Origin of the sequence: Pedobacter sp. Leaf216 (assembly GCF_001421515.1) — a bacterium.
Lineage (GTDB): Bacteria > Bacteroidota > Bacteroidia > Sphingobacteriales > Sphingobacteriaceae > Pedobacter.
On sequence record NZ_LMKM01000038.1, the window covers coordinates 104,765 to 117,895 of the forward strand.

Genomic DNA, 13,131 nt, shown 5'->3' on the forward strand with positions numbered 1-13,131 from the left:
GGCTGTCCCATTTTTCTTCGAAATTCTATATTTTAACTAAAAATTGCTGATTTACAGTGATTAATCGGTGAGAAATCTGCCCAGTTTTTATTCAGAAAACTGGTTGAAAATTAAAAATGAAGCAAGGGAAGAATTGTCCTTTCCGAAATCGAATTCAATTGGAATCCTTCATTTATATTGTCTTTTTTGTTAGCCACTATTGCTGCTTTTAGTTTTTAATACACAGAATTGCCTTATGCTGAATAACTTCAACAATACAAACGAAGCATATAGTGTGATGAATTAAAAACGGAGGAAGAAACTTTCATTAATCTTTATACCGGGATCGCGGGTGGTATAAGAATCCGCACCATTTCTTTTGTTCATGTGGTTACCGATCATAGGGATAAAAGTGTAAGCATTGGATTTTAATTATTGGTAAATTTTATTACTTTAGGTTAATCCCATAAATTATGTCCAGAATTTTCATCTTCCTTGTTTCGCTATTTTGCATCCAATCTTTTACTTCTTCCGCACAACAGGACAGCGCTCGAACAAAGCCTGACAGTTCAGCCATAAAAAGACTGGATAATGATTTGGATAGGGTGAGTCAATTATCTGCCGAACGCCTTTCTGATTCGTTAAAACGGTCTGAACTTGAAAGACGCGTGAATACTTTGGGTGCTTCTGAAAAATCTGAGCGGGCCGCATTGCTTTCGGAACTTTCTTTATTGAAGAAAAAGGATTCGGTACACCGTTCACGCCAGCAACATCAAATAGATTCGCTCCGGGCTATTATTAAAGGTGTTCCGGTTATTTTTCATTCAGATACGCTTTATTACGTTTATGCCAAACTTGGAAGTTTCAGTGCTCTCGACCGCGCGCGGGCTGTTGTGGAAAGGCTGGAACGTATTGGAGATGCCCCGGAGTTTTCGATGGATTCGCTCAGATTAAGTTCTGCCGAACAATCTACCGATTTACTTTATGGCCGCAACCTCTTATTATCCATTACCGAGCAGGATGCGTTATGGGCAAGAACCGATCTTACCATTTACGCGAACGGGATTAGAAAAAAAGTATCATCAGCAGTACAACAATATAGAAAAGACAATAGCTGGCGGGTTATTCTTGAAGAAATTTTACTCACCATATTGGTTATTGTTGTGGTGATTACACTCATTTACCTGATTAACAAACTCTTTAAAAAGCTGTCAAAAAAAATTCTTTCCATAGAAAGATTTTCAGGGAAAGGGATCAGGATTAAAAATTACGAGCTATTGGATGCTGCGCATCAGCAACATGTTATTACATTGATTTTAAAGATTGTCCGGTTTGCTGTCATCCTGATTGTCATTTATTTAGCTTTTCCTGTTTTGTTCGGTATTTTTCCCTTCACCCGCGATCTTTCCGTGAATCTACTGGGTTACATTCTCAGTCCGCTAAAGAAAATCGGAATTTCCGTATGGAATTATATCCCCGATCTGATGACGATACTGGTGCTGTTGGTGGTTTTTCGCTATGTGATCCGTTTTGTACACTTTATCAAAGTAGAAATTGAGCGTGGAAAACTCACTATTCCAGGCTTTTATAAGGATTGGGCAAATCCGACCTACCAGATCATCAGGGTGTTGATTTTAGCTTTTATGCTTATTGTTATTTTCCCGTATTTGCCAGGCTCTGATTCAGGTGTTTTCAAAGGAGTATCAGTATTTATGGGCGTACTTTTTACTTTTGGATCGGCAGGTGCACTGGGGAATGTGGTTGCGGGGCTTGTGCTCACTTATATGCGGGCATTCAAAATCGGCGATCGTGTAAAAATTGGTGATGTTACGGGTGATATTACTGAAAAAACATTATTGGTGACCCGTGTACGTACCATTCAGAACGAAATCGTATCAATACCGAACTCCACCGTAATGAGTAACCATACCGTAAATTTTAGCATAGAAGCTGCCGACAAGGGACTTATTGTAAATACTACAGTTACCATTGGTTATGATGTTCCCTGGAGACAGGTACATCAACTGCTAATAGATGCGGCGCTTGCCACTCCGCTTATTGAAGCTGAACCGTTGCCTTATGTACTCCAAACCAGCCTTGACGATTATTATGTTAGCTACCGTTTAAATGCCTATACAAAATCACCAAATAAACAGGCGGTAATTTATTCAGGGCTTCATGCCAATATTCAGGATAAATTTAATGAGGCCAGGGTGGAAATCATGTCGCCACATTATAAAGCACTCAGAGACGGAAATGCAACGACGATACCGCAGGATTATTTGCCTAACAATTATCAGGCTCCGCCCTTTCGCACTGAAACCAAAAAAGGTAAAGACGTTGATATTGAATGAGTTGATGGATAGTTTTTAATGTATGAAAGGGATATTCATCACATCAAAATCTCGCTTTATAGTCGAGCCTGTAGATGTGTTGTTTAATATCTGCAACACTTCCCCACAAGCTCGAAATAACAAATTAAGTTCTTCTTCGCTAATCAATACAACTAATTATTTTGCAGGCGTAATTACGATTTTACGGTATTCGATCGGGGTATGATCCCCCTGAAGATAAATAGGCCCGGCTTCTGCTTCATTGCTATCCAAGGCACCTCCAGTAATACCTGGGATTTCCTGATTACTGATGATTGTTTTGCCATTGGCAACTACGGTTACCAGGCGGCCAACAAGGGTAATATCGTAACTTTGCCATTGATCGGGACCGAGCGTGGCCATTTCGTTAGGGGCTAGAAATCCATAAACACCGCCGAACAATACGTTATTGGGATGGGCATCCTTCTTACTGTCTTCAATTTGTACCTCATACCGCCCCCTTAAATAGATGCCACTGTTTCCCCCCTCAGCGTACTTAAATTCGACATGAAGTTTAAAATCATTGTATTTCTGCTCTGTGATGAGATTTGATCCTGCTTTTGGACTGGTTAAAATACCATTTTTTATTACCCATTGGTTTGGTCCATTGGTTTTCCAACCAGATAGGTCTTTACCATTAAATAAGGTGATTGCTTTGCCCCATGCAGGCGGAGTCGTTCTTTTCAGGTACGGTGCTTTTACGCCTTTCCAGTTGTATTGTTTACCATTGCAATCGAGCATAATGCCTTCTATACCGTTATTGGTCAATGATCCATTGATGACAAGATTTGAGTTACCTCCCTCCCATTGTGGTGGGATTTCGAATTTAAACTTTCCATCCATAAATTTCACTTCAGCTACCGGGCGCGCACTTCCTGCTGTTGATACGAAATAACCTACCAATGTTTTCACACCGGAAAGTTTAACTTCTAACCAGGCCGGAGCCGGTTTTCCGTTGATGTCAACAGTAATATCCCAACGGCCGATCAGTTCTTTGGGTGCTGCAGGCAGATGAACGCGATCTGCTTTTATTGCAGCAAAGGTTTTTGTGGGGATGACTGCAACGAGCAGACAACCTAAACCAGCTAAAAATATTTTTTTTCTCATAGGTGAATCAGGATTGTAATGATTTAATTTTCATATTAGAAATAACTCAGCTTAAAATTAACGCCTTAAGTTAGAACTAATTTCCCTTAGCAACAAATCTGTAATCAAGAGATTAATTTGTAGATGGTATATAAAAATGGCCTTGCAGAGTTAATCTGCAAAGCCATTTAAATTTGAAATTTTATTTACTATCCATTAATGGCTTTTACGCCTGGCAACTCTTTACCTTCCATATATTCGAGTAAAGCACCACCGCCTGTTGATACATAACTTACCTCATCTTCCATGCCGAATTTTGCGATGGCCGCGGCAGAATCACCACCGCCAATTAATGAGAATGCACCATTGTTTTTAGTAGCGGCTACCACTGCTTCTGCAACTGCTTTGGTACCTACCTGAAAACTTTCCATTTCAAACACACCCATTGGGCCGTTCCATAATAATGTTTTTGAGTTTTTGATCACATCCTGGAACAGTTCAACTGATTTTGGACCGATATCCAATCCCATCCAATCTGCAGGGATCTGGCCTGAGGTTACATCTTTTTTATCAGCATCGTTTGCAAATTTATCTGCAATTACGGTATCAACTGGCAAAATAAGGTTAACGCCTTTTGCTCTTGCTTTTTCAATCAGTTCTAAAGAAAGTTCCTGCTTATCAGCTTCTAATAATGAGGTACCTATTTCGCCGCCCTGTGCTTTGGCAAAGGTATATGCCATACCGCCACCGATAATCAGGTTGTCTACCTTGTCCAATAATTTCTCAATCAAAAGAATTTTATCCGATACTTTGGCACCACCCATAATCGCTGTGAAAGGCCTTTCTGCGTGGTTCAGTATCTTTTCTGCATTTTCCACTTCTGAAGCCATTAGGTAACCGAAGTATTTGGCATCAGGGAAGAACCGAGCGATAATTGAAGTAGAAGCATGTGCACGGTGCGCAGTACCAAAGGCATCGTTTACATAAACATCGCCCAATTTTGATAATTTCTCTGCAAATGCAACATCGCCTTTTTCTTCTTCTTTATAAAAACGAAGATTTTCCAATAATAAAACTTCACCTGCTTTTAAATCTGCGGCTTGTTTTACTGCACTTTCACCTATACAATCGTCAGCAAATTTAACTTCAACACCAACAAGTGAGGATAAATCAGCCAAAATGTGTTTTAAAGAATATTTATCAGTTGGTCCATCTTTTGGGCGACCTAAGTGCGACATTAAAATCACTGCACCACCATCTTTTAAAATTTTAGAAATGGTAGGTAATGCCGCTCTGATCCTTTTATCATCTGTAATTTTAAATTCATTATCCAAAGGCACGTTGAAATCTACCCTGATTAATGCTTTTTTATCTTTAAAGTCAAACTGGTCAATAGTATTCATGTTATTATTTTTGATTTAAGTTTAATTTCATTTCATAGTGGAACCCGATTCCGGGGATATCGAATTCCGGGGATTCGGTGGTAAAACCGATTTTTTTATAAAAAGCTGCAGCTGTTGAGCGGGCATTGCACCATAAATAGTCGGTATTGTACTCTTTCAGGTATTCGATGGCAAAGGTTACCAATGCTGCTCCGTAGCCTTTTCCTCCCGCATCGGGATGTGTGGCCATTCCCCTAAGCTGATAGCCTTCTCCTTCTTCAGGAAAAAAATCGTTGCGCATAAAGGTGGCTATCGATTTTATTTCTCCATCTTTTAAAAAGCCAAGATGAAAGGTGTCATAGGCAGTATCTCCTTCAAAAACACATTCCTTAAAGGGTTTGCCATTGCGCAAAACCAGGCTTCTTAAAGGGAGTACTTCTTCCGGAAGAATAAATTTGACCATATTTTTAGTATCAATTGGCAAATGTATCAATGTAAGATACTGCAATAGCATGCACTGCAAACGTTTGCAAAGTTAATAAAGCAATTGAAACCCGATAATAATATCGCTCAAAAAGTGCTAACATTTTGGAGATAAATTGCCGATGATGAAAATTTAGAATGATATATGCGCTAGTGGGTTAAAACTGATTTTCACAGGTTTTGGTATGAAAAAGTGTGACCATAGTCAGAAAGATTCTACGCAATAAGTAAAATGCACTTTGCAAATAGCTTTGAGCCCCATTTATGCAAAAAATTTAATAACCGATGACCTCTTAAGTTTTACTCGCAAGGGCCATTCTGTTCATCAATCCGCTTTAATATAAAAGAAAGTATGGTTGCATACACTACATAAGCCACGAACACAAAAAAACCAAGCTGCAGTGCCGAATTATTTGCGGTTACCGTTTTTAGGGTATCATTTTCCATATTCAATCCGGATAACTGGCTCTTCAATATTCCGTTCAAACCTATATATGTCATGGCGATACCGACTACCATTACATCGGCCATGTCCCATTTACCAAGATCGAAAGCAAGAAACCGCAATACTTTTCTACTACCGAAGAGATGCCCGCATGATACATGCACGCCCCTGGCTATAATGCGGAGCAATGGCAGGATCACTACAAAAAGAAGCAGCAAGGCACCAACCAACACGGCATCGGGTTTGGGTTGTTCGATCAGCGTTCCGATAATGCCCAATATGCTTTTGCTCTGGAAAAACAGCACCTGGTTGGTAAAGGCTATTTTATCACCGAGCAGCGCAAACTCCAGTGTTTTGATCCGTGCATCTACCTCTATAATTGGTGAAGTAACACCCACAGTAAGCAAAATAATGGCAAATAGCAACGACATCACGAACAAGGGAACATGCAACTGCACGCGTTTTCTTAAAAACAACCACAGTACCAGCGCAATGGCAACACAGCCTAGCATACCTTCTGCGCACTCAAGGGTTTCTTTTTTGATTTCTGATAGTCTTGAATTAATCAATTTATCATATGCACTGGCACTGTTTACATGGTATTTACGATAAATATTACGCTCCACAGTAGTAATGGTGGTATCGGTGCTATCGTAAGTCTGCCCTTCCAATTCGTCTATTTTACTTGCGGCTACGCCTTTGAGCCTTTTTAAACTGGTAGGGCTGGTAATTTTAGCAACGATGGTTTTGGCAAAGGAAGGTACCTGGGCATGAAGCTCATCCACATCAACAAAACTGTTGAAAGCAAGTTTTTTCAATTTACCACCAAGGGTTTTCTGCGGTTTGGTAACTTCTGATACTGCTTTGTTTACCAAGCCGTGCAATTCTTTTTCTACCTCCTTGCGCATGTCTTTTTTCTGCCCGGCGGTTAAATTAAAGCCTTTAACCCTTCTGTCTACCACTGCAGAAATCTTATCACCCCATTTGTCAACCGAAAAAATTCCGAATGTGATATTATTGGATAAGCTGTAATCTTCTTTTATCCGTTTCTGCTCGTAAGATAATTGGTGAAATCGGTAACCAAAATAGCCTTCTCCTATCAAAAGGATACTTAAACCCACAATTAATGCAAGCGGGGCTAACCAGTTTTTTTTGGTATGGATATTTTGAGTGTTATTATTTGTAGTTTCCATAAATAATTTAATCAATCAGCTGTAATAAATGGGTTAATGGGCATCATGTGGGGTAATAAACTTCAATATCGTAGAGAGAATGAGGCCATATAGCACAAAACTGATGAAGATAATGTAACCGGGTTGCAGTGCGGTATTGTTGGTGGTGAGGATGGTTAACGAGTCGTTTTTGATATTGAGTGCCTGCAATTGCCCTTCCAACAGGCCATTTAAACCAATATAGGCCATTAAAATTGCAATAACAATTACATCGGCCATGCTCCACTTACCAGATTGAAACGCGAAATATTTAACGATTTTGTTTTCTGCAAGACGTTTGCTGCCCAAAAGATGCACTCCTGTAGAACTTAACTTTACAACGGGAAATAGAATGCTGAAAACCAATATCAATACGCCTACCAGAATCGAATCAATCCCGGGCTGACCGATGAGTACCCTCACTACATCCATAATACTTTTGCTTTGAAAAAACAGCACCTGATCTTTAAACCTAACATGCTCGCCCAGGAGCACAAAATCCAGCGAACGGATTCTGGCATCAACCTCGATCATTGATGCAGTTAGGCCTACCCCCAAAAGGATAAATGCAAACAGCAGCGACATTACAAAAAGCGTGGTATGGAGGTCTCTTCTTTTGCGCAAGCCCCACCAAAAACCTAGCACCAGCACCACACAAGCCAGCATGCCAAAAGAATAGCGGTATGTTTTGGTACGGATATCGGAAAGGATCTGAACCAGTTTTTCATTTAGTTCATCGGTTGTTGATACCTTATATTTACCATACATGGCCTTTACTGAAACTTCGTTTGCAACAAATGCGCTGTCGAGTTTTTCTTCCTTGGCCAGCTGATTAAATTCGCCCATCGCCATTTTGCTCAACTGCTTTTTGTTTTTGGGGTTATCTACTTCTGCAATGATTTTTTTGGCAAAACCTGGCACCTGTGCACGGATACTATCGGAGTTTACAAAATTACGGATTGCAAATTTCTGGATCTTTCCACTGATTGTTTTCTTGGGTTTATTTACCAGCGCCTCTGCCTTATCGATCAGGGCAAGCAATACCTGTTGCACCTCTGATTGCAATACCTTTTTTTGCTTTTTGGTCATTTTCAGATTCCCGACCTGATGGTGCACAATCCGGGAAACATTATCTTTCCACCGCTGTACAGAAAACAGTCCGTAAGTGATGTTATTGATATCGGAATAGTCTTCTTTGATGCGTTCCTGCTGGTCTGAAAGTTCATGCAACCTCCACCCGAAGTATCCTTCTGTACAAAGAAGCACAGCCAAGGAGAGAATTAATAGCAGTTTTGGAAGAAAAGACTTCCTTTGTTTGATTTGTGTTTCTTGTGTTTCCAAGCCAGTTCTGTTTACACGTTGAGTTCTTTTCTACTCCTGCCAGCAACTGAGAAAAACCTACAAAGAAAGGTTCAGCAATAGCAAAATCTGGTCAGGTATTGGCTGATAAAACCAACAAAACAGGAAAAGGTTTGGATCAGCAATCAAAATCTCCGGCTTGCCGGTTGATTTGCAATTTATTATTTGCTCGCCTACACCAAAAAAAGCATGCTTAGTAGAAACTTATTTTGCAATCATAGTGGTTTTGACGAGAAATTCATATCATTTTTTCTCTAGGGACCAGCGGGAGCTAGTTTTGGCAGGGATTCCCACCAGTTGAGCAACTTCTCTTTTAACTCCCTGGTAATCTTTGCCTGGCCCAAGGCAAGGTTAGTGGTTTCTTTTTTATCTTTAAGGATATTGTACAGTTGGATATCAGTTCCGTTGCTATTCATTAATAATTTCCATTCCTCAGACCGTATGGCAAGGTTCGGACTTTTATCTACCGGCTTTGGATATTTAAAGGCGATATCGTTGCGTCCATATTCCCAGAACATTTCTTTTCCTCTTGCTGAGGGTTTCCCTAAAAACACCCCGCTTCTGTCCACTCCATCTCCATTGTAACTTGCAGGTATGGAAACACTGGCCATTTTAGCGAGTGAAGGCAAAAGATCGAGTGAATTTACAGCCGAACTTTCATCTGTTTTACCTTTAGCGATATGACCGGGCCAACTGATGATGAATGGCATTCTGGTACCACCTTCATAAAGTGAGAGCTTTGATCCCCGCAGGCCTTCTGCCCTGCTGCCTTTAAAACTGGGTAACGGACCGTTATCACTGGTAAAAATCACGATGGTATTCTGATCTTCTCCCATCTGCTTTAGGCCATCTAACAGCCTGCCGATCTGCTTATCGTATTCTTTGAGCACCAACTTAAAGGCAGCCTCTTCCTGAGGGTTCATCGGATACTGACCTGTGTATTCGGTTTCTTTTCTCGGTACCCAGGGGGTATGCACATCATCGGGCCAAAGGTTGATGAAACAGGGCTGATCTTTATGCTTCAAAAGGAAATCGAGGGTTTTATCTACAAAATACCTGGTGCGGTCCCAGCGTTTGATACTGTCTTTTTCAGACCAGATCCAATCTGTTGCGGTAAGCACGGGATCAGGATCGGGGCTTTCGTAGGTACTGGCATGGGCATCAAAACCATATTGCTCAAAACCTGGTGCATTTTTAACATCTCTGCCGCCGCCCATGTGCCATTTGCCAAAGTGCCCTGTTGCGTAACCTGCATTTTTAAAAAATTTAGCTATTGTTGGGGCTTTAGGGTCGAGAAAATCGGCCTGTTCAGCCTCTCTGTTGTGTTTTTGGTTATCCAGATAGGTTGTAAAATTCCACCTCCCTGGATACATGCCTGTAATCATTCCAACTCTCGATGGCGAACAGATAGGTGCTGCGCTATAATATTGGGCTAGTTTGAGTCCGTTTTTTGCAATGCGGTCTATATTTGGTGTCGGAACAAATTTACCTCCGAATGCTCCCACATCACTAAAGCCCATGTCATCTGTAAGGATTACGATAACATTAGGCTTGCTCGATTTCTGTCCGTTCTTTTTTTGCTGACAAAAGCAAGAGAAGGCCGTTGTTAAAAGCATGATGGTTAATGCCGTTATAGGTATAATGAATTTCTTCATGGTCGATAATTGTTTTTCGGCAAATGTTATGGTGGCTAAATTTAATGAACAGGATATAGACCACAAAATCTATAGTATTTATGTTACTATAACTATGGCATTGAGAATAAAATCGGGATTATTTTTTAAGCGTTAGCAAAAATGCTGTGCCTTCGCCCGGGGTTGAAGTTAGCGAAATGTTTCCCTGTAATGCAGTGATGAGATCTTTTACAGTAGAAAGCCCTATACCTGTTCCTTTTTTCTCATACCGGTCGGCAAGCTCGAGGGTAAAATTGTTATCAAATATTTTGTGGTGGTACTCCCGGGCAATACCGATTCCATTGTCTTCTACGATAAGCTGATAACAATCCTGATGTTCACTGAGGATCACCTTTACCCAGCCATTTGCCTTATCGTTATAACGGACGGCATTACTGATCAGGTTTAAGAGTATTTGCTCCAGAGCAATGCTGGAATAGTGAATCTCCTCGAGTTGGGAATGAAACTCTATAGCAAAATTTTCCGGTGCGCTAAGTAATATATGTATTCTTTCGAAAAGTGCTTTAAGCCTGATTTTCTGTTTCTTTGCAATGAGCTGCGAGGGTGATCTGGAATAATCGAGCATTTCATCTACCAATGATAGCAGGGCATTTGCTGATGATATATTTACTTCGATTAATTTAAGTGAACGCTGATCTTCATTTTTTTCCATCCCTCTTTTTAACAGCTGCGAGGTGAGCAGCATATTGGTTAAAGGATTTTTAATGTCGTGCGCTGCCATCGATGCAAATTTTTGAATAAGCAAGTTGGAATTTGTTAATTCCTGGTTAGCTGCCTGAAGTTTGGTAATTGTCCGCTTAAGTTCGATTTTATCTACCACCTGCCGGCCGAGTGATTTTAAGGCTGCAATCTGTTCAGCTGTTAATTTATGCTGTTTTTGGTCGAGTACGCAAATTGTACCCAGGGCATAACCTTCTTCATTTATAAGTGGTACGCCTGCATAATATACCAGCTTTGTTGGCCCTGTAACCATTGGGTTTTCAGCAAAACGTTCATCAAGCCGGGCGTCTTCAACAATCATAATCTCCTCTCCCGAGCCTATGGCATGGGTGCAGAAAGAAAGTTCGCGGAGGTTTTCAGTAAAATCTGTTCCAATGTGGGATTTAAACCATTGCCGCTTTTCATCAATAAAAGTGATCAGCGAAATCGGGATGCCGCATATGGCTGAGGCAATTGTTGCAATTTCATCAAATTCTTTTTCCTCACCGCTATCCATAAGGTGGTATCCTGCAAGGGATGCCAGTCTTTCTTTCTCATTTTTGGGATAGGGATATTGGAGCATTATCAACAAAGGTAATATTTTATTGCAAAAAAAAATCAGTATCCCCCTACAGGTTTTAAGAAATTTGTATTAGGAGTGATACAAGGGAAGGTTCTATGTTATAGTAAAAAAAAATGAGCGCGAATAAGGGGATGTTCAAAACAGATCAACACTGTGATATGTTGAAGAGAGAAGATTATTATTAATTTTTAAGTATGAGAGAAGAAAATATAAAAACAGTTGCCAGACTTTTATTGGGTGCAGGTTTAATAACCGCCGGAATTGGGCATTTAACTTTTGCGCGTAAAGCTTTTCAGGCACAGGTACCGGATTGGGTTCCGTTAAAAAAAGATGATACCGTTGTTTATTCTGGTTTGGTAGAAATTGCATTGGGTACCGCACTTGTACTGGCACCGAAAAAACATGAACAAACCATCGGAAAAATTGCTGCAGGATTATTTGTTGGGGTATTTCCTGGTAATGTTTCACAATTTACCCATAAAAGAAGTGCTTTCGGGCTCAATACTAATAAAAAAAGGCTTATGCGCTTATTTTTTCAACCCGTTTTGGTGTATTGGGCATTAAAGTCGACAAACAATTAAATCTTTCTTTAATTGCTTAACTATACTATAACTACGCTTTATCTACGCTTGGGCTATGCTTCAAGTATACTAAATCAATACTTTTGATTAGGGTTAATATGGACAATGATAAAGCAAATGATAACCAGTTAGTATGATGGTATACGTTGGCTGATAGATTATAATCCAGAAAAATTTAACAATTTATCATTTTTTACTGCTGTAAGCTGCTCTATTTTTTTTACTACATCGATCAAGCGGCTACTGTACCCAAACTCATTGTCGTACCAGCCAACTACTTTAACCAGATCGCCAACAATTGAAGTTAACAAAGAATCGAAGATACATGAATGTGGATTATCAATGATATCTACAGAAACGATAGGATCTTCTGTGTACTCGATGAGATTTTTCAATTCGTTTTCTGCCGCATATTTAAAGGCGGCGTTAATTTCTTCGATGGTGGTTTTTTTCTTTAGCAAACAGGTAAAATCTGTTAATGATCCGTTCAATACCGGAACTCTGATACCTGCTCCACCTAAGCGCCCATCTAATTCGGGGAAAATATGTGTAATGGCCTTTGCTGCTCCTGTTGTGGTTGGAATAATGGATGAAGAGGCTGCCCTTGCCCTACGCAGGTCTTTATGGTTGGCATCGTGCAGGCTCTGATCGCCCGTCATCGAGTGGATTGTTGTGATATATCCTTCTTCCACTCCCCAATTATCGTTCAGGATTTTGATCATTGGTGCAATGTTGTTGGTGGTGCAACTGGCATTTGATAGTATCTGGCTTTTCAGATCAATCTGATCATCGTTAACGCCCAGTACCACCATAGGTATATCATCAGCTGCAGGGGCAGATATGAGGACTTGTTTTGCACCGGCGGTAATGTGTTTTTGTGCTGCTTCGCTGGTGAGGTTTTTGCCCGTACAATCAATTACCACATCAACCCTTAAGGCCGACCACGGCAATTCATCAGCTGCTTTGATTGAAAATACGGGGATGGAGAGTTCATCAATAACAAGCGAATCGGGTTTGGCAGAAACTTTTCCGGCAAAAACGCCATGCACCGTATCGTATTTAAATAAATGAGCCATCGTTTTTGCATCTGCCAGATCGTTAACCGCTACAACTTCGAATCCCTCAGCCAATGCCAAGCGTAAAAATGTTCTTCCTATTCTACCAAAACCATTTATTGCCAGCCTCATTACATATAAAATTTGAGCGCAAAATTAGTATTTATTTATGAAAGGGAAGAGATGAATCTATAAGATGGAA

Annotated in this window: 10 protein-coding genes; 2 read left to right on the forward strand and 8 right to left on the reverse strand. The window is 40.3% G+C overall.

Translation table 11 applies throughout. The features are described from left to right. Positions 1 to 452: 452 nt before the first annotated feature. Positions 453 to 2,333: a mechanosensitive ion channel family protein gene (locus ASE74_RS23970; protein ID WP_055915239.1), complete on the forward strand. Its 1,881-nt coding sequence runs from the start codon at positions 453 to 455 to the stop codon at positions 2,331 to 2,333. 156 nt (positions 2,334 to 2,489) lie between these two features. On the opposite strand, the gene ASE74_RS23975 is transcribed toward ASE74_RS23970, so the two are convergent. From ASE74_RS23975 to ASE74_RS24005, 7 genes are all read right to left on the reverse strand, one after another. Beyond that, the gene (locus ASE74_RS23975) at positions 2,490 to 3,458 is read right to left on the reverse strand and encodes a DUF1080 domain-containing protein (RefSeq protein WP_055915242.1); all 969 of its coding nucleotides are present in this window, start codon (positions 3,456 to 3,458) and stop codon (positions 2,490 to 2,492) included. A gap of 188 nt (positions 3,459 to 3,646) precedes the next feature. Further along, entirely contained in the window at positions 3,647 to 4,840 is a 1,194-nt protein-coding gene (gene pgk, locus ASE74_RS23980) for a phosphoglycerate kinase (protein WP_055915244.1), read from the reverse strand. Positions 4,841 to 4,844: 4 nt separating this feature from the next. Next, positions 4,845 to 5,282, reverse strand: a complete 438-nt coding sequence (locus ASE74_RS23985) for a GNAT family N-acetyltransferase (protein ID WP_162235841.1) — start codon at positions 5,280 to 5,282, stop codon at positions 4,845 to 4,847. A gap of 320 nt (positions 5,283 to 5,602) precedes the next feature. Further along, positions 5,603 to 6,940, reverse strand: coding sequence for a paraquat-inducible protein A (locus tag ASE74_RS23990; protein ID WP_055915250.1), 1,338 nt, complete (start codon positions 6,938 to 6,940; stop codon positions 5,603 to 5,605). Between the two features lie 33 nt (positions 6,941 to 6,973). After that, positions 6,974 to 8,299, reverse strand: a complete 1,326-nt coding sequence (locus ASE74_RS23995) for a paraquat-inducible protein A (protein WP_055915254.1) — start codon at positions 8,297 to 8,299, stop codon at positions 6,974 to 6,976. Positions 8,300 to 8,571: 272 nt separating this feature from the next. Further along, positions 8,572 to 9,972 (reverse strand): sulfatase, encoded by a 1,401-nt coding sequence (locus ASE74_RS24000; RefSeq protein ID WP_055915257.1) that lies wholly within the window; start codon positions 9,970 to 9,972, stop codon positions 8,572 to 8,574. Positions 9,973 to 10,090: 118 nt separating this feature from the next. Beyond that, a complete protein-coding gene (locus tag ASE74_RS24005; RefSeq protein WP_055915260.1) occupies positions 10,091 to 11,293 on the reverse strand; it encodes an ATP-binding protein in 1,203 nt (400 codons plus the stop codon). 194 nt (positions 11,294 to 11,487) lie between these two features. Here ASE74_RS24005 and ASE74_RS24010 point away from each other — a divergent pair, with 194 nt between their 5' ends. After that, positions 11,488 to 11,874 (forward strand): hypothetical protein, encoded by a 387-nt coding sequence (locus ASE74_RS24010; protein ID WP_055915263.1) that lies wholly within the window; start codon positions 11,488 to 11,490, stop codon positions 11,872 to 11,874. 158 nt (positions 11,875 to 12,032) lie between these two features. On the opposite strand, the gene gap is transcribed toward ASE74_RS24010, so the two are convergent. Next, the gene (gene gap / locus ASE74_RS24015) at positions 12,033 to 13,061 is read right to left on the reverse strand and encodes a type I glyceraldehyde-3-phosphate dehydrogenase (protein ID WP_055915266.1); all 1,029 of its coding nucleotides are present in this window, start codon (positions 13,059 to 13,061) and stop codon (positions 12,033 to 12,035) included. Positions 13,062 to 13,131 lie beyond the last annotated feature (70 nt).